The organism is Pyxidicoccus sp. M6 (assembly GCF_055568925.1).
This window is the reverse complement of record NZ_CM145714.1, coordinates 11,405,531-11,424,144: the sequence shown is the minus strand read 5'-3', so window position 1 is coordinate 11,424,144 and position 18,614 is coordinate 11,405,531. Positions and strand designations below refer to the sequence as shown.

Here is an 18,614-nt window from a genome sequence, read left to right as displayed (position 1 = left end):
CGACAGGCCCGGGAGGTGGGATTGAATGCAGCCCCAACAACCCCCGGAGGAGTGCTGTTGCTTCGCCTGCGCCTGCTCGCCGCCATCCCCCTGTGTGCCCTCGTGGGCTGTGCCACCGTGAAGTCCCGTGCGGCGGAGCCTCCGGTGGCCACGGCGCCCGCGGCGGTGACGGCGCCCGCGCTGGAGGCGGTGCCGGCGATGGCCGCCGACTCCTACGCGGAGGGTGGGCAGGCGGGCCTGGTGACGGTGGCCACGGTGGAGGCGCCCGCGTCGTCGGTCCCGGCCATGGTGCGCGAGGCCCCGGTGGAGCCGGCCGCCACGCCCGAGGTCGCTCCGCCGGAGAAGGTGAAGCTGGTGGCGTCGGGCGTGATTGCCGCCGCGCTCCAGGCCGCGAGCCTGGTGACGGGCCCGGCCAGCACCACGGGCCGCTTCTGGGACGAGCTGCTGTCTCCCACGGAGTTGGGGCGCTCCATCGTCCAGCGCTCCATCCAGCTCGTCGGTGAGCGCAACCTGGGCCGAGTCAGTCGCGGCGTGCCGAATGACTGCTCGGGCTTCGTGCGCCTCGCGTACCTCGCGGCGGGTATCGATTTGGTGGCCCACGGCTTCCTCGCCGGGGAGAACGCCGTGTCCGCCATCTTCCGCCGCGCGCTGGACGTGGGCACCGTGCACCACACGGCGCCGCGCCCGGGGGACCTCGTCTTCTTCCGCGAGACGTATGACCGCAACCGCGACGGCCGGCGCAACGACGGCATGACGCACATCGGCGTCGTCGAGTCGGTGGACGCGGACGGCACTGTCACCTTCATCCATCGCGGCGGCAAGGGCGTGGCGCGCGGGCGTCTCAACCTGTCCGCTCCCGCGACGCACCAGCTCCGCGGCGGCGGGCCCATCCTCAACGACTACATCCGTCCCGCCAGCAAGGGCACCCGCGCCTACCTGGCCGGAGAGCTGTTCGCCGCGTTCGCCTCCCCTGAGGGCCTGTAACCTTCCAGTAGGGCGCCCACACCCGGCGTGGCTTTGAAGAGAAGCGGCGCTGGGGCGTCATACGCGACATGCGAATCGCCCTCCTGCTCGTTGGTGGTCTGCTCCTCGCCCCGGGCTGTGTCGTGCACACGCGGCCGCTGCCGCGTCCCGCGCCGCGCCCGCAGCCTCCTCCACCGCCTCCACCCCCACCTCCTTCGCGTCCCTCGGCCATGTCCTACAACGAGGCCGTGGACCTGGGCTTCGGCCAGTGCCGCTCGCGCCGCTACGAGTGCCGGCTGCAGGACGCCCACCGCACCGGCAATGACGTGTGGAAGGTGAAGTTCAAGGTCTTCGGCCCCGGCCCCGCGAAGGGCCACCTGCACCTGGACTACGACGCCTACACGCGCAACCTGCTCAAGGTGAACGACAAGGTGAAGGCCCGTCGCGACGACTGGGACGATGACGACGACGACTGGGACGACGACGACCACGGCCATGGCCATGGCCGGGGGAAGAAGAAGGGCCACGCCCACCGCGACGACTGAACCTCCGCTTCCCGCCCGGCCGCCCGCCAGCGAGGTGGTGCCCCCACACCGCCTCCTGTGACGGACGCCGGGCGGCGCTGTTTTCATGCTCGGGTGTCCGCGGATTCGCGCCCCGGTGTCTTCAGGGTGCGGCGTCATGACTCCCATCTCCCAGGCCGACATCTCCACGCTCTATCGGCGCCACGTGGCGCTGGTGCGCGGCTGTGCGCTGCGCATCCTCGGTGAGCCCGCGGCCGCCGAGGACGTCGCGCAGGAGGCCTTCATCCGCTTCCTTCAGCACCGCGAGCGCAGCGGCAACGAGCAGGACACGGCCGCCTTCCTCTACCGCACCAGCACCAACCTCGCCCTCAACCGGCTGCGCGACGCGCGCCGGCGCAAGGGGCTGCACGACGCGCACCTGCCGGACGAGGAGCCGCGCAGCCCGCACTCGCCCGAGGACGGGCTGGCGCTGCGCAAGGTGCTGGCCGAGGCGGACCCGGAGCAGGCGCAGATTGCGGCCTGCTACTTCATCCACGGCATGGAGCACGAGGAAATCGCCGGGCTGCTCGGCGTCCCGCGCCGCACCGTGGGCCGCCGCTTGGAGAAGTTCCGCGCCCACGCCGAATTCATGCTGCGAGGCGAGCGCAGAAAGGAAGCAGGCCATGGTGGCTGAGCCGTTTCCCAGGTCCAAGGTGTCCCCGGACTGCCTGTCCGGGTGGCGCGTCTCGCAGGTGGTGCTCGGGCTGCTGTCCCCCGAGGAGCGCGCGCCCGCCGAGGCGCACCTCGCTTCCTGCGCCTCCTGCAAGCAGCGCGTGGACGCGGAGCATGCCCAGGCGCGCGCGGCGGCCTTCGAGAAGGTGCCGGAGGCGGTGCTCGCGGCGGCCTCGGCCGTGCCCTCGCGCCCGGCGCGTCGGGCCTGGTGGCAGTGGGTGCCCGCCTTCGCCGCCGTGCCCGCGTTGGCGGTGGGGGTGTTCCTCGCGGTACGCCCGACCTCTTCGGTGGAGCGCCCTGGCGGGACGCTGAAGGGCTCCGTGTCGCTGGACGTCGCGGTTGCGCGCGAGGGGGCGCTCGTGGTCAACGGCATCTCCGCCGAGGAGGTGGCGGGGCTGCGGGCGGGAGACCGGCTGCGCCTGCGCGTGCAGGGCGCGGAGGCGTCCACATGGCTCATCCTCCAGGGCGACGAGGAAGGACAATGGACCCCGTACTTCGAGGGGCTCGCGCCCCAGGGCGGCTGGCTGCCCATGGGAATCACCATTACTCCCGAGGGACGCACGCGGATGCGCTTCATGGCGTGCAGGGAGAAGCCTCCGCGCGGCGTGCCGCCCGAGGAGGTATGCAGGGTGCGCGTCTACGACTGGGGCATGGCTGGGACGCCATGACGCGCGTGGCTTCACTGTGGCTCGGTGTGCTGCTCGCCTTGCTGCCCGTGGCCGCGCATGCGAGCGAGGCGCGCTACGCGTTGCTGGTGGGCGCGCACAAGGGCAACGCGGACGAGCCGCGCCTCTACTTCGCCGGGCGGGACGCGGAGCGGCTGCGCGAGGTGCTCGTCACCCTGGGGGACTTCCCGCAGGAGAACGTCACCGTGCTCACGGACCCCAGCGCGGACCGCGTGCGCACCGCGCTGGCACGGACGAATGCCCGCATCCGCGAGGAGGTGGCGCATGACCGCTCCAGCGTGCTGCTCGTTTTCTACTCGGGCCACGCGGACGCGGAGTCGCTGCACCTGGGCGGCACGCTGCTGCCGTGGGAGGAGCTGCGCAACCTGACGTCCGGCTCCTCCGCCGCCGCGCGACTGCTGGTGGTGGATGCGTGCCGCTCCGGGCAGGCCACGCGCGTGAAGGGGACGAAGCTGGCGGCGCCCTTCGCGCTGCCTCCGGACGTGGAGTCTCATGGGCTGCCCGAGGGCTTCGCGATTCTGTCCTCGTCCGCCGCGGGGGAGAGCGCGCAGGAGTCGGACTCGTTGCAGGGCTCGTTCTTCACGCACCACCTGGTGGCCGCGCTGCGCGGCGTGGCGGACACCAGTGCGGACGGGCTCGTCAGTCTCGCGGAGGCATACCAGTACGCCGCGGACCGCACGGTGGCGAGCACCGTCGCCACGTTGGGCGGGGTGCAGCACCCCACGTACCTGTACGAGTTGAAGGGGCGCTCGGAGCTGGTGCTCACGCGGCCGGGGCGCAACCAGGGGCTGGCGGCGGTACGGCTGGAGACAGCGGGGCAGTACTACTTCCGGCAGGGCGGGCGTGACGGGCCGGTGGTGCTGGAGGCCGGCATCTCCCACGAGGCGCGCACGGCGCGGCTGGTGCCGGGCACGTACTTCGTGCAGCACCGCCTGCCGGACCGGCTGCGCGAGGCGCGCGTCGTCGCGGGGGAGGGCCAGCCGCTGGAGCTGGCGAAGGCGTCGTGGAGCGTGGTGGAGCTGGACCAGCTCGTGCGCAAGGGAGGGAGCGGTGGGAGTACGTGGACGGTGGGCCTGTGGAGCCGGGCGACGCCGAGCCTGTTGGAGGACTTCCCCTTCTTTCCATCCGGCGCGGTGCAGGTGTCGCTGGACACGTCGGCGCTGACACTGGACACGGAGCTGGAGGGGGCACACTCGGGCTACACCGACAATGTGAGCCTCAAGCGGCGGCTCTCGTTCGGGGCGCTCCGGGTGGGGGCGCGGAAGGTGTTCGACGTGGGGCCCTTCTCCCTGTCGGGCGGCGCGAGGCTGGGGGCCGCGTACGTGGACCAGCGGTTCCTCGAGAGGTTCTCCGGCCGGCAGGCGCCGAGGCGCTGGCAGGTGGTACCGCAGTTGGACACGGTGCTGCGCGCGGACCTGCACCTGCCGTGGTGGGGCTTCTTCGTGGGCGCGGAGGCGGGGGTGCGGACGTCGTGGATGCGCACCCAGTCGTCGACGGGGCCGGAGGAGAAGCGCACGCCGGTGAAGGGGATGGCCGCGGCCGGCATGGGGCTGCGGTGGTGAGAAGGAGTCCTGTCATGACGTGGAGTCGGTTCGTGAAGTCCCTGGGACTGGTGCTCGCGCTCGGGGGCGCCGCGGGGTGTGGAGATGCGCTGAGGGACGGCTCCTACGTGGGGGAAACCCTCTACGCGGTGCAGGGCGAGGTGAAGTCGCTGGCGCCCGCCACGAAGCCGGGGGCGACGCATGTCACCCTCGCCTGGGACAACTGGGCACGCGAGGGGGACTTCTACTCGTTCCAGGACGTGGAGCTGGGGAGCCAGAACCCTCCGTTCGACTACCAGTTGAGCATCTTCGACGTCCCGACCGGGCTGGAGATCAATGACTTCCACGGGGGCTTCATCGGGTTCGCCAACCTCCTCGTCTACGAGGACCTGGATGCGGATGGCAGGCCGGATGGCTGGGGCTCGGAAGGCACCAACTGGAGTCATTTGCGCGGCATGGCGCGCAACCACGTGGTCATCTACGTGCCCGAGCGCTCCCCAGACTTCGTGGAGATGCTGCGGGCCTGGGGTGGCTTCCTCAACGTGGATGACCTGAAGCAGGGCTACAATCTCGCGCGCGGCGTCTGCACGGGGACGGACTCCAGCCTCGACACGCTGGAAATCATCCCCAACGAGCCCGTGCCCGTGGCGGACCCGAATGACAAGAGCGTCATCTCCTGCATCAACTATCACTGAGCGCGTATGACATAGGATGGTGGCCCATGCGCCATCGTGCCCGTGCCCTGTCCTCGCTCCTGCTGCTCGCGGCGGGATGCAGTCATTTGCAGCCGAACGCGCCAACGCTGCCCACGCTGCCCGCCAGCCACGCGCGTCTGTCCAAGGCTCTGGAGTTGTACGTGGAGAAGTCCCCGGAGTCCGCGGCTGACTCCGTGCCCGCCGCCGGAGAGTTGGATGAGCCCAAGCTGGTCGTGGAGCCCGAGCAGGCCCGCGCCGTCTACGACGAGGCCGTCGCGGTGCTTCGCGGCAAGCCCACTCCGGAGGAGACGAGCGCTGCGCACGATGACCTCCTGGCCGCATGCAGGGCCGGCTTGAAGGAGGCGTGCGACTTCGCGCGCGAGCAGTTCGAGAGCCCCGTGAAAATCTCCGGGCCCCGGCCGGAATTCACGAACGAGGCCTTGGAGAAGGGGACCTTTGCCGTGGTCGTCGTTCGCTGCCAACTGGGCGCGGATGGCCGGTTCCGTGGCTGCAAGGTGCTCGAGAGCGGGCCGGATGGGCTCACCGGGGTGATGCTCGCATATACGTCCAATGCGGTCTTCCAGCCGGCGAGGATCGCGGGCCAGCCCATCTCGATTCCCTATACCATCACCGCCAACTTCAATCCCTACCGGGTCGAGCTCACGGCGGAGCAGCACATCCAGGTGGCGGCGGCTCGGACGCAGCAGTTCCCCAAGAGTCCGCCGGCATGGGCCCGTCTGGCGACCCTGCTTTCGCGTCATGCGCCGGAGAACCCCGCGCTCGCCGAGTCGCTGCGCGGCCTCCATGCCCTGTTGCCCTCCTACTGGTGGCCGGCCAACGAGCTGGCCTGGCTCCATGTGCAGGCCGGTCGCCATGCCGAGGCCGCGCCGTTGGTGAGGCGCGCGCTGGAGAAGGAGCCTGACAACTCCTACGTGCTGGAGACCTCCGCGGCCGTGCTGGCCGCCACCGGACAGTGTGAGCAGGCGCTCGCAGAGCAGCGTCGCGCCGTGGAGAAGCTCCCCGCCGAGTGGCCCGCCCCGGAGCGGGAGCGTTTCACGCGCACGCTGGCGGAGTACCAGCGCCAGTGCGTGGGTGCGGCAGCCGCGGAGGGGGCCTCGACAACCTCGGAGAAGTAGCGGAGCACCGCTCATCCCTGGCGCATGTCCGGTCCCGCCTCGGGAGATTTCGCCGAAGCGGTTCAGTCCCGCTTCGGCGCGAGCTTCTGGAGGGCCTTGTTGGCCTCGTCGTGGCCGCAGCTCCCGCTGCCGAGGAGCTTCTTCTCGCGCGGCTGCTCCGTGACGCGGGTGAGGGCGGGGACGGCATCGTCGTCTCCCAGCTCCTCCAGTCGCCCCGCGGCCCGTGCACGGATGCCGCAGTCCTTCGCGTCCAGCGCGTTGATGTACGCGTGGACCAGGTCCACGCCGCCCGTGGCCCCCGCGGACTCCAGGTAGCGCAGCGCGCCCCACTGCCTCGGCGAGTACGGCTCCTCGGCGAGGTCCTCGAAGTGGTCGACGACGTGCTCCTTCGGGAGGCGGCCGATGAGCTTCTCGAGCGCGTCGCTCTCGTCGCGGGCGTAGTCCTCCGCGAGCCCATCCAGGACGCGGTCCTCCACCTTCGCCCGCGTGTCCTCATCCATCTTGGAGAGGAGGGAGTGCTCGCTCCGGTGCGAGTTCTGCGCGTGGAAGACGGCCGCGCGCGCCCACTGCCACGCGGGCTCCTTCTGGTCCTCGTCCAGCACCGCATCCAGGAGCTTCCGGGCCTCTTCCTTCTTGCCCTCGTCCAGCAACGCCAGCGCGCGCACGGGCGGAGAGTTCTGGTGCACCCCCCACGCGATGCCCACGCCCGCCAGCACCAGCACACCCACGAGCACCGCCAGCAGGCGCGGGTTGCGCCGCAGCGCCGAGACTCCCGCCGACAGCCCCTTCCCCGCGAGCCGCGCGACGTCGCTCAGCCGCTCCTTCACGGGCAGCGCCGCCATGCGCGAACCGATGGGAGCCAGCGCTCCCGTCACCCGGCCCAGCAGCGGCCCGATGCCGCCCGACGAGGTGAAGCGGTCTCCGTAGGGCGGGCCCTCCGCCGCGTGCTGGCAGCGGTAGAGCTGGAGCTGCTCCTCGCGGCCGGGGAGGGTGATGGTGCCGCACGGCTCGGCGGCGGCCTCGGCGCGGTTGCGCGCGAGATTCACGGCCTCGGTGAAGGTGACTTCGCCCGCGGAGGCCACGTGCTCCACCGACTCGACGACCTCCATCGGCTCGCCCAGCACCGTGTCGGCGGTGACGAGCACCTCGCCCGCGTGCAGGCACACGCGCACGTGGAGCTGCTCCTCCGGCGGCACCGTCTGGTTGTGCCGCCACAGCCGGTCCTGCATGGCCATGCCGCACAGCACACCCGCCGTGGGGGAGCGGAACACCACCAGCAGCGCATCTCCGCGCTTCTGGATGAGGCGACCCTCGTGCTCCTTCACCAGCGGCATCAGCAGCCGGTCGTGCGTCTCCAGCATCCGCGCGTTCTCTTCGTGCGTCTGCCGGCTGGTGCGCTCGGTGAAGCCCTGGATGTCGGTGAGCATCACCGTCAGGTTCTGCGGCTTCACCACCGACGCGCTGCCCGACACCGACATCGCGCTGCCGGACTGCCGCGACCCGAAGGCCGCCGTCCCCGTGCGCATCGCGACGGGCGCCATGGCCGGTGAGGAAGGGACATTCCCCGCGCCGAAGGCCACGGTGCCGCTGCCCTGCGGCGGAGGCTGCGCCGTGGGCGAGCCACCCGCGTAGACGGCCGTGCCGCTCGGCCCCGGCGCCGGGTTCTCGCCTCCCGCGAAGACGGCCGTTCCGCTGGACCCCGGAGCCGCCGTCTCATCTCCGCCGTAGACGGAGGTGCCGGAGGACGGCGTGGCTCCGCGAGGTGCGTAGACGGGCGTGCCCAGGCCAGGCGTGAAGGCGGAGAGGGCGGAGTGCGCCGCGGCCAGTGCGTCCGCCAATTCATGCGCGCTCTGCGGCCGCTTCGCCGGGTCCTTCTCCAACAGGCGCATCACCAGCGACAGCAGGCCGATGTAGCGCGACAGCGACGGCGCCGCCCTGTCCAGGGGCAGCGGCGCGTGCGACGCGTGCTGCGCGAGGAAGTGGCGCGGCGAGGGCCCATCGAAGGGCAGCCGCCCGGCGAGCACGCGGTACATCAGCACGCCGAAGGAGTAGAGGTCGCTGCGCGTGTCCACCTTCGCGCCCACGGCCTGCTCCGGAGACAGGTACTCCGGTGTGCCCAGCACCACGCCCACCTGGCTGACGGCGCTGCCGGCCTCGGGCTCCACGAGCCGGGCGATTCCGAAGTCCAACAGCCGCGCCTGCTCTCCGCGCGCGCCCGGGGAGATGAAGACGTTCTCCGGCTTCAAATCACGGTGGATGATGCCCTTGTCGTGGATGGCGGCCAGCCCTTCCGCGAGCTGCTGGAGCAACGGAAGCGCGCGGCCCGGAGGCATGGGGCCGGGGACGAGGACGTCGTAGAGGCTCTGGCCCTCGACGAACTCCATGACGAGGCAGGCGTGGTCGCCGGACTCGCCGAAGTCGACGATGTGCACCACCGCCGGGTGCTCCACGGCGGAGAGGAGGCGGGCCTCGCGCTTGAAGCGCTCGGCCATGCCGGCCTGGGCGTGCAGATCCTGATGCAGGACCTTGATGGCCACCTTGCGGCCCAGGGACACCTGCTCACCGAGGTACACCTCGCCCATGCCACCCGAGCCCAGCGGTCGGAGGACCCGGAAGCGACCTTCGAGAACGAGCGAGTCGGGGGCCAGCACTTGAGAGGCATATAGTCCGACTTCCGGCCGGGGTGCATGTCGTTCCTGCACAGTGCGCCAAGCCCGTCATTACGCCTCGTTGCCTGCTCCACAAGCGGGGGGATTGTCAGAAATTTCGAGGGCTTGGAGGGCGTGGTAGCGTCTGTCTCCCCGCGATGGCCAACGAAAGCGACTCCACCAAGCCCGCCGCGGCGCAGGAAGCGCGCGCCGCCGCCCCCGAGCTGCGCCTGCTGGACCGCAGGGCGTTCGTGGGCTTCCCGGCGTTGGAGGTGCTGCCGGGCCTGCGCATCTCCGACTTCGCGCTGCAGATTCCGGACGTCAGCTTCCCCTTCAACGTCAGTGCGGGGCCCACGCGCTACCAGCGAAAGAAGCTCCTCTTCGGCTTCCTGGAGCTGTCCGTCGACGCGGACCTGGTGACGCGCAAGGTGGCGGAGCTGGCCGGGCGGCTCGCGGGAATCGAGGAGCTGCGGCTGCACTTCCGCCCCGGCTACCTCGAAGGCCAGGGCCGGCTGCCCGCGCCGGAGCGCACGCCCTTCACCTTCAAGGTGGCCTTCGACGCGGACGGGGAGAAGCTCGCCGTCTACCTGTACGACGTGCGGCTGTATGGGTTCTCGTCGACTCCGTCGGTGCAGGTGCCCGGGCTGCTCGCCACGGCGGTGGGCGCGCTGGGGTTGGTGCCGGACGTCGAGGTGCGCGGGGCCACGGGGTTCTCCACGCGCGTGTTGCCCGCGCTGTGCCAGCTCGCGGCGGTGAGCCGGGGCTACAAGATGCCCGCGCTGGACACCGCGCGCCTGTCCGCGGCGGAGGTGTCCAGCACCGGCCTGCGCCTGCGCTTCGCCGCGGGTGGACTGCCTCCTCCGGCCGCTCCGGACGAGGAGCTGATGCTCGCGCTGGAGGGCGCTCGCGCCTTCGCGGACGCGGAAGGGCTGGTGGCCCAGGGACGGCTCGCGGAGGCGCGGCAGGCGTATCTCCAGGCCGGTGACGCGCAGGACGCGCACCCGTTCGCCGCCGAGCGGCTCTTGTCGCTCCTGGTGGCGGACCCGCAGGCGCACGACCTGGCGCTGGACCTCGCGGCCACGTTGCTGCGCCGCAGGGACCGCAGCCCCGCGGCCCTCTGGGGCGAGGCGGTGGTGCGCGAGCGTCGCGGCGAGGGTGCTCGCGCGGCCGAGCGGTATCTCGCGTTGTGCGCGCTCGCGCGTCGCACGTCCGAGGAGTCCGCGGCCTTCTACGCCGCCGAGGCCGCCGCCCGCTGCTCGCGCGACACCGCGCCGCAGGTGGCGGTGAAGGCGCTGCACGAGCTGCTGGGCCTCAAGCCGGACCACCTGCCTTCGCTCAAGGCGCTGGCGCGCGCCTCCGACCAGGCCCGCGACAGGGCCGGCGCGGTGCGGGCGTACCGGCGGCTCGCGGCGCTCGCGAGGGACCCGGCCGAGGCCGCCGACGCGCACGTCCACCTCGCGCGGCTGTGCGCGCAGACGGAGGATGACGTCGCGGGTGCGCGGCTGCACTGCGAGGCCGCGCTGCGGCTGGCGCCGGACCATCCGGACGCACTGCTGCTCCTCGGTGAGCTGTGCCACCGGGGCGGCGAGCACCTGCGTGCGCTGAAGGCGTTGGACCGGCTGCGTGAAGTGGCCATGGCCCGGCACGAGCTGGACCGCGTGGGCCATGCGGACCTGCTCGCGGGCCGCGTCTGGGACGAGGGCCTGAAGCAGCCGGACAACGCGCTGCTGCGCTTCCGTGAAGCGGTGTCGCTGCTGCCCGGTGAGCCGGAGCCGCTGTTCGCCGCCGCTCGCGTGGCGGAGGGACTGGGGCGCTTGCAGGAGGCGCTCGCCGGCTACCAGCAGGCGCTGGAGCTGGCGGGGCCCGCGCCGCGCTCGGAAGGGGTGCGCCATGCCGCGCACGCCAGCCACCACGCGCTGGCGCGGCTGTATCGCACGCGGCTGGGAGACCCGGCGCGCGCTCGCGAGCACCTGGAGGCCGCGCTGGCGCTGGACCCGCGCGACTCGGTGGCGCTCGAGGAGCTGATTCCGTACTTCCGCGCCACCGGCCGCTCGCAGGAACTGGCCGAGGCGGTGGAGAAGGCCGCCGCGCTCCAGGCGGAGTCCGGCAAGCGCGCCGCGCTGTGGGCCGAGGCCGGTGAGCTGTACCGCGGCAAGCTCCAGCAGCCGGAGAAGGCCGAGCGCTTGTTGTTGCTCGCGCTCGAAGCGGACGGCGACCACCGGGCCGCGCTGGAGTCGTTGCTCGCGCTGGCCGAGGCGCGGCGTGACGGCTCGCTGCTGACGCGGTGCCTGTCCTCGCTGGCGCGGCTGTCCACGGACCTGAAGGACCGCGCGCAGAAGTACCGCCGCCTCGCGGTGGCCGCGCGTGATTTGGCCTTCGATTTGGACCTCGCGGTGCACGCCCTCCAGGAGGTGCTGCGCGCGGAGCCGGATGACCTGCCCGCGCTCGGTGAGCTGTGCGCCCTGCAGCGCAAGCGCGCGGACATGTCGGGACTGGCCACGGCGCTGGAGGAGCGCGCGCGCGTGGCGGAGGCGCAGGGCGACAAGCGGCTCGCGGCCGCGGCGCTGCGCGAGCTGGCCGGAGTGCTGGAGGCTCGCCTGGGCCGCGTGGGCGATGCGCTGGTGGCGCTGGAGAAGGCCGCGCGTCTCGCGCCGGACGCAGCGGTGCTGCTGGACCTCGCGGACCTGTCGCTGCGCTGCGAGCGGCCCGAGCATGCGCGCCGCGCGCTGGAGACGCTGCTGTCCACGCTGCCCCGCACGGCGGCGCCGGAGAAGCTGGCGGACGTGCGCGCCCGCCTGGGCCGCGCGTGCGAGATGTTGGGAGACCGCGACGGCGCCATCGCCGCCTACGCGCAGGCCTTCCCGCTGCGCCGGCTGGACGATGCGCTGGCCGCTCGCCTGGAGACTCTCTACACCGAGGCCGGTGAGACGCAGGCCCTGGCCGAGCTGTGGGCCAGCCGCGCCCAGGCGCTCATGGGCGCCGACCGCGCGGAGGAGGCCGCGCCCCTCTTCCTCCAGAGCGCCCGCGCGCTGCTGGAGCGCGGAGAGAAGGCCGCCGCGCTGCTGCGCCTGACGGCCGCGCTGGAGGCGAGCCCCCAGGGCCCGCTGGCCGCCGAGGTGCTGGAGTCGCTGGCCGAGCTGGAGCTGGAGCGCGGCGAGAAGCTGGAGGCCGCGAGGCTGTACGCCCGCCGCGCGGCGCTGGTGCCGGATGCGCGCGCCGGGGCGAAGCTGCTCTTCCGCGCGTCGCTGCTCGCCGCGGGCACCAGCCGCGAGGAGGCCTTCCTCGCCGAGGCGCTGGAGCGGGATTCCTCCTTCGCCCCTGCCCGTCAGCGGCGCGGTGAGCTGCGCCTGCCCACGGACGCTCGCGCCGCGCTGGAGGACTTCGAGGCCGTGCTGGCGCTGCCGCCGGTGGACGCTGACGCCCCGCGCGAGGCGGAGCGTGTCGCCCTCACGCGCAAGGCCGCCACCGCCGCGGTGCGCGCGGGCCGCACGGACTCCGCGCGCCGCCTGCTGGCCGAGTACTGCGCCCGTGCGCCGGAAGATTTGGACGCCCGCACGGAGCTGGCCGCGCTGCACCGCAAGGCCGGTGCCCGCGAGGCGCTGGCGGACCTGCTGGTGGAGCTGTGGCCGCGACTGTCCGGCGAGCCCCGCCGCGCCGCCCGCCGCGAGCTGGCGGAGCTGTCGCTGGGCCTGGGCCGTGCGAGCGCGGCGGTGGACTCGCTGCGCAGCCTGCGGCTGGAGGAGCCGCACGACACGTGGGCCGCGCAGTCGCTGTTGGATTTGCTGCCCCCGCCGGGCACGGGCACGACGGAGGAGGAGGCCGAGCGGCTGGAGCTGCTGGGCACCCTCGTGGCCGCCGCGTCGGGCGAGGTCCGGGCGGAGCTCCTCGCCCGCCGCGCCGTGCTCCACCGCGCCGCCGGCCGCGTGGCCTCCGCGCGCGATGACTTCTCCGAGGCGGCGAAGCTCTCCCGCCGTCCCGCGCCGCTGCTGCTGGCCCTGGCCGAGCTGGCGCGCGAGTCGGGCGACGAGGCCGCCGAGCTGGACGTGTGGCGCAGCGCCGTCGCCGCCGACGCCAACCTCGCCACGCGCGCCCGTGAGCGCCTGTTTGCCCTGGCCACCGCGCTGGTGGAGAAGGACGCGCGCATTCCCGCTCGCGAAGCCCTGCGCGCCGCGATTGCGCTGGAGCCTCCCGCCGCCGAGCGCTGTGACGCCTTCTTCGCCCTGGCCGAGCTGGCCCACCGCGACGGGCAGCCGGAGGAAGAGGCCGCCGCGCTCGCCGAGGCCGCGCGCCAGGGGCCGACGCCTCGCCGCGTGGAGGCGCTGCTCACTCGCGCCGCGCTGCTCGAGTCGAGCGGACGCACCCGGGACGCGAGGGAGAGCCTGGAGGCCGCGCTCGGTCTGGCGCCGCGCCACACTCAGGCCACCGCCGCCCTCCAGCGCGTGCTGCGCGCCCAGCAGGACTGGGCCGCCCTCGCGGAGCTGCTGTCCGCCGAGGCGCCGCACACGCCGCCCGCCGAGGCCACCGCGATGTACGCGGAGCTGGCGGACCTCTACCTCGACCGACTGGCGCAGCCCGTTCCGGCTGAAGCGGCGCTGCGCCAGGCCCTGCGCCTGTCTCCCTCCGACGCGGCGGTGCGCCGCCGGCTGGTGTCGCTCGTCGCCGGGCGCGGTGAGCTGCGCGAGGCCGCCGCGTTGCTGGAGACCGCGTCCGAGAGCGCATCCGCCCAGGAGGCCGCCGCGCTGCTGCGCGAGGGCGCCGGCTACGCCAGGGGCGCTCAGGACCTGGACCGCGCGCTGAAGCTGGCGCGCAAGGCCCACGCGCTGGTGCCCGCGCAGGGCGCCGAGCTCGCCTCGCTGGCGGAGCTCCTCTACCTGCGCGGCGCGGTGCTGGAAGCGCTGCCGCTGCAGGACACGCTCGCTCGCGACGCGGACTTCCGCGCGGCGCCCGAGGCCGCCGAGGTCACGTGGCTGCGCCTGGGCGAGCTGGCCGAGCAGGCCGGAGAGACGAAGCGCGCGGTGGCCGCGTACCGGAAGCTGCTCGCCGAGCGGCCCCTGTGCGAGGCCGCGGTGCAGCGGCTCGCCGCGCTGCTGGAGAAGGACGACCCGCGCGGCGCCTTCGACGTGCTCGTCACCCATGCGCGCGCCCTGGCGCCTTCCGAGGACACGGTGCGGCGGCTCGTCGCGCTGGCGGAGCGGGCTCGCGCGGCGCTGGCGGACGCGGGGGTCGCCGCGTCGCTGCTGGCTCGCGCGGCGGACATGGCGAAGGAGCCGCTGCCGCTGCGGCGCCAGCTCGCGGGCCTGTACCGCGAGACGGGCCGCTCGCTGGAGCTGCTCCCCGAGCTGCGCAAGGTGGCCACGCTCAGCCTCCAGGCCGGAGACGTGGCCGCGGCGCTGGCCGCGTACACGGAGGAGGCCCGGCTCGCCGAGGACACCGGCCGCGCGGACGACGCGCTGCGCGCGCTGGCGGATGCGCGCGACGTGCTGGAGTCGAAGGGCCAGACCGCGGACGCCGCCGCCTGCGAGCGCAAGCGCGCGGAGCTGCTGCGCGACGTGAAGCTGGACCCGACCGCCGCCGAGGCCGCGCTGGAGCGGGCCTTCGCGCTGGCGGAGGACCTGGGCACGGCGCGGCTGGGCGCGGCGCTGGCCGAGCGTCGCGACGACGCGGAGGCGGAGGCCCGCTGGCTGGAGCGCGCGCTGCCGCTGCTGAAGGACACGCACGAGGCGGCGACGCTGCGGCTGCGGCTGGCGCGCCTGCACCTGGGCGTGCTCTCCGACGTGGAGAAGGCGGAGGCCTTCCTGCGCGAGGCCCTGCGCGCGGACCGCTCGCTGTCCGAGGCCGAAGCGCTGCTGGCGAAGCTGCTGGAGAGCGACGGCCGTCTCGCGGAGCTGGCCGCCTGGTACGAGGAGTGTGCCGAGGGCGAGCCGGATGCGGAGCGCCGCGCGGCCCTGCTCCAGCGCGCCGCCGTTCTCTACCGCGACAGGGCGGGACGTCCGGATGCCGCCGCCGCCGCGTTCATCGCCGCCCGCGCCGCGCGCCCGGATGATTTGGAGCTGACGGCCCAGGCCGCGGAGCTGCTGCACGAGGTGAAGCGCCACGCGGACGCCGCCGAGTTCGACGCGGTGCTGCTGGAGGCGGACCCGTTCCGCGAGCCCATCTTCACGCGTCACCTCGCCTTCCTGGAGGAGACGGAGGACCACCAGGCGCTCGCCGAGCTGATGCTGCGCCGGGCCCAGCGGCAGGAGTCCGCCGACGCCGCGGAGAGCTACCTCGCCGCCGCCCGCGCCTTCCGCGCCGCCGGAGCCCGCGAGCGCGCGCTGCTGTGCGAGGACCAGGCGTTCGAGCTGAACCCCGCCAGCGAGGAGGCCTTCGAGCGCGTGCGCGAGCGCGCCGCCGGAGACGTGCGCCGGCTGGCGGAGCTCCTGGCCCAGCGCGCCGCGGCGCTGCCCGCGCCCCAGGCCCTGCCGCTGCTGCGCGAGCGCGCCAACAGCCTGCTGGACGCGGGTGAGGCGCTGCTGGCCGCCGAGGCCTTCGACGAGTACCTCTCCCGCGCCGGTGACGACGTGGAGGCGCTGTCCGCGCGCGCCGAGCTGGCCGCGAAGGGTGGAGGCCCCATCGCCGCGCGGCCGTATGACCGCCGCCTGCTGTCCGCCGGTGGTGACGCGCTGCCGGTGCCGGTGCGCGCGCGCACGTGGCTGCGGCTGGGCCATGCGTCGCTGGGCGCGGGCGCGTACCACGACGCGGCGGATGCCTTCGAGGCCGTGGTGGCGCTGGAGCCCGAGGGCGAGCGCGGCCGCGAGGCGCTGTCGCTGCTGGCCGAGGTCCACTCGCGCACGGGCAACGGGCCGGGGCTGTACCGGGCCTCGCTCCAGCTCGCGCGCCGCGCGGACGACACGGCCACGGCCGAGGTGCTCTACCGCCGCGCGGCGGACCTCTTCGACGACCCGAAGGACGCCATCGACGCGCTGCTGCCCCTGGCGCGTCTGCGCCCCGCCGACGGGGCCGTCATCGACCGCGCCGTGGCGGGCCTGCACGCCCTCGGTCGTCATGGGGACTTGCTGGACGTGTACGCGGCCGGCGCCGAGGCCGCCGGAGGCAAGCGCGCCGCCGAATTGCTGCTGGCCGCCGCCTCCGTCGCCACCGAGTCGCTGGCCGACGAGGACACGGCCTGGGCTCTCACCCAGCGCGCCGCCGAGGCCGCGCCGGAGGACCTGACGGCGCTGCGCGCGCTGGTGGAAGGACTGCGCAAGCGCGGCGAGTCCACGCGACTGCTGGAGGCGCTGGAGCGGCTGGTGCCGCGCGTGGAGGACGCGGACGAGGCGTCCGTGCTGCGGCTGGAGCAGGCCTCTCTCGCCCGCGCCGCCCAGCGCGAGGACGCGGCCCGCGAGGCGCTCGAAGCAGTGGTGTCTCGCGGCCCCGCGGGCGCTGGCTACGCGGACGCGCTGGTGTCGCTGGAGCAGTTGCTGGGCGACGTGCCCGCGCGCCGGGCCGAGGTGCAGGTGGCTCGCGCGGAGCTGGTGTCCGGCCGCGAGCGCCAGGTGCTGCTCATGTCCGCGGCGCGGGCCTTCGAGTCCGCCGGCCGGCTTCCGGACGCGCTGAAGGCGGCGAAGGCCGCGGCGGCGGTGGAGCCGGACGTGGACGCGGCCCTGCGCGTGGCCCAGCTCTACCGCACCTCCGGAGACGCGCCGAGCGCCGCGCGCGCGCTGCTGCAGGCGGCCCGGCTCGCGGCGCCTGAGGAGCGCCCGCCGCTGCTGCTGGAGGCGGTGGGCCTCTGGGAGAAGGCCGGCGAGCACGGCGAGGCGCTGGAGGTCATCGAGCGCATCGCCACCGAGGCGCCGGACATGCTGCCTCCGTCGGAGCTGGCGGAGCGCTTCGGCCGGTTGGGTGCCTTCTCTCGCGCGCTGGACGTGGGCTTCGCGCCCGCCATGGCCGCCGGTGACTACACGGACGCGCTGGCCATGGCCGCGCAGGCCGGTGACACCGCGCGCGAGCGCGAGGCGCTGTGGGCCCTGGCCGGACTGCCGGACGCGGACCCCGCGCATGCCGCTGCTCTGGCGGAAGGCCTGCGCGCCGAAGGCGAGACGGAAGGGCTGCTGGAGCTGGCGGGTGTGTCCGAGGCGCGCGACGCCGCCTTCGCGGTGGCGCTGCGCGACGAGGTGCTCCGCTCGGCGAGCGCCCCGCTGCGTTCCCGCCTGCGTGCACTCGAGGAGCTGTCCTCCGACGCGAGCTTCGCCGCTCGCCTCACGCTGCTGCTGCCCACGCTGGAGAAGCTGCCCGAGGCGCTGGCCGGGGCCGTGCTGGCCAAGGTGCACGCACAGCCGGAGCACGCCCGCGTGGAAGCGCTGGCCATGGCCGCCGACGGCTGGCCCTCCCGGCGCAAGGAGCTGCTGCGCGAGCGCCACGGGCTGGAGTTCGAGCTGGGCCGCTTCGAGGCCGCGGCGCAGACGCTGACGCGGCTCATCGAGGCCGAGGAGGACGCGAGCGAGCGCGCCGCCCTGCACCACGAGCGCGGCGAGCTGCTGCTGAGCCCGCTCGACCAGCCCGAGGAAGCACGCAAGGCCTTCGAGAAGGCGCTGGCCGAGGACGGCGCGCACGTGCCGGCGCTGCGCAACCTGCTGGCCCTCGTCGACGTGGCCGCCGAGCCCGCCGTCTTCGTGTCGCTCGCGGAGCGGCTCTCCGTGGAGGAGGGCCCCGAGGCGAGCCTGCCGTACCGTGAGCGGCTGGCGGATGCGTACGAGGCCCTGGGCATGGTGGCGGACGCCGCCGCGCAGCTCGAGAGCCTCCCGGAGACGGAGGAGCGCCTGGCCCGCCGCGCACGGCTCGCCGAGGAGCGCGGCCTCACCGGCGAGGCGCTGCGCCTGCGCGAGCGGCTCACCGACGAGCCCGCCGTGCTGGAGTCCATCCTCCGCGGCTACCTGGACGCGCAGCTCGTCTCGCCCGCGGCCCGGCTCGCGGAGCGCCTCTTCGAGGCCAGCGTGCTGTCGCCGGAAGTCACCCGCATGGCGGCCGAGCGGCTCGCCTCCTCTCCCGAGGGCGCACCGCTCGCGGCCCGCCTCTGGCCGGAGTTGCTGCGCGCGCAGCCCCTGGACGTGGACGGTTGGACGCTCTACGCGGAGGCCCTGCGCGGCCTGGGTCGCGTGGAGGCCGCGGAGCGCGCGGACGGCTTCGGCGCGGCGCTGGACTCCAGCAGCGCGGCGGCTCGCATGGCGCCCATCTCTCCGCTGCCGGTGCCCTCCGGCTTCCAGCATCCGGTGCCTCCCAACGGGGTGCCGGTGACGTCCGAGCGTTTCCCGCGCCTCGCCGCCGCGCTGCGCCCGCTGCTGTCGTCGATGGGCGCCGGTGCGCTGCGCGTGATGGTGGACCCGGTGGGCGGAGTGGAGGCGTACCTCGCCAGCGCCGAGGAGTTGGTGCTGGGCGCGGGCGCGCTGTCCGCGTTCGGCGCGACGGAGCTGGGCTACCTGTGCGCTCTGGCCCTGGCGCTGGGCGAGTCCGGCGTGAAGCTGGCGCGGCCCGGCGACGTGCCCGGTCTGGCGGAGGCGGCGGTGAAGGCCTTCCGCGCCATGCCGGCCTCGCTGGCGGCGGGGCGGGTGCTGGCGCAGGTGGACTCCGAGGTGCGCGGAGGGGACCCGGCGAAGGTGGAGGTGGGCCTCGTGCTCGCTCGGGGCTCGCTCTTCCGGGCAGTGGCCCTTTCCGTGCTCGACGGCGCGTAGCCG

At 74.1% G+C, this 18,614-nt stretch carries 9 protein-coding genes; 8 read left to right on the top strand and 1 reads right to left on the bottom strand.

Annotated features, from left to right (window positions below):
* Positions 1 to 51: 51 nt before the first annotated feature.
* From ACVTJA_RS44865 to ACVTJA_RS44835, 7 genes are all read left to right on the top strand, one after another.
* Positions 52 to 984 carry a CHAP domain-containing protein gene (locus ACVTJA_RS44865; protein WP_465830014.1) on the top strand — a complete coding sequence of 311 codons (933 nt, stop codon included), beginning with the start codon at positions 52 to 54 and terminating at the stop codon, positions 982 to 984.
* A gap of 68 nt (positions 985 to 1,052) precedes the next feature.
* On the top strand, positions 1,053 to 1,508 hold the full coding sequence (locus tag ACVTJA_RS44860) for a hypothetical protein (protein WP_465830012.1): 456 nt from the start codon (positions 1,053 to 1,055) through the stop codon (positions 1,506 to 1,508).
* Positions 1,509 to 1,644: 136 nt separating this feature from the next.
* Positions 1,645 to 2,160, top strand: coding sequence for an RNA polymerase sigma factor (locus ACVTJA_RS44855; RefSeq protein WP_465830010.1), 516 nt, complete (start codon positions 1,645 to 1,647; stop codon positions 2,158 to 2,160).
* Positions 2,150 to 2,866: a zf-HC2 domain-containing protein gene (locus ACVTJA_RS44850; RefSeq protein WP_465830008.1), complete on the top strand. Its 717-nt coding sequence runs from the start codon at positions 2,150 to 2,152 to the stop codon at positions 2,864 to 2,866. The genes ACVTJA_RS44855 and ACVTJA_RS44850 overlap by 11 nt, the downstream gene beginning before the upstream one ends.
* Positions 2,821 to 4,446, top strand: a complete 1,626-nt coding sequence (locus ACVTJA_RS44845; RefSeq protein WP_465830007.1) for a caspase family protein — start codon at positions 2,821 to 2,823, stop codon at positions 4,444 to 4,446. The genes ACVTJA_RS44850 and ACVTJA_RS44845 overlap by 46 nt, the downstream gene beginning before the upstream one ends.
* 14 nt (positions 4,447 to 4,460) lie before the next feature.
* Positions 4,461 to 5,120, top strand: coding sequence for a hypothetical protein (locus tag ACVTJA_RS44840; protein ID WP_465830006.1), 660 nt, complete (start codon positions 4,461 to 4,463; stop codon positions 5,118 to 5,120).
* A gap of 26 nt (positions 5,121 to 5,146) precedes the next feature.
* Positions 5,147 to 6,256: an energy transducer TonB gene (locus ACVTJA_RS44835; RefSeq protein ID WP_465830005.1), complete on the top strand. Its 1,110-nt coding sequence runs from the start codon at positions 5,147 to 5,149 to the stop codon at positions 6,254 to 6,256.
* A gap of 62 nt (positions 6,257 to 6,318) precedes the next feature.
* Here the strand turns inward: ACVTJA_RS44835 and ACVTJA_RS44830 are convergent, their stop codons facing one another.
* On the bottom strand, positions 6,319 to 8,907 hold the full coding sequence (locus ACVTJA_RS44830) for a protein kinase domain-containing protein (protein WP_465830004.1): 2,589 nt from the start codon (positions 8,905 to 8,907) through the stop codon (positions 6,319 to 6,321).
* A 155-nt stretch (positions 8,908 to 9,062) separates the two neighbouring features.
* On the opposite strand from ACVTJA_RS44830, the gene ACVTJA_RS44825 reads away from it, so the two are divergent.
* Positions 9,063 to 18,611 (top strand): flagellar hook-length control protein FliK, encoded by a 9,549-nt coding sequence (locus tag ACVTJA_RS44825; RefSeq protein WP_465830002.1) that lies wholly within the window; start codon positions 9,063 to 9,065, stop codon positions 18,609 to 18,611.
* The last annotated feature ends 3 nt before the right edge of the window (positions 18,612 to 18,614 follow it).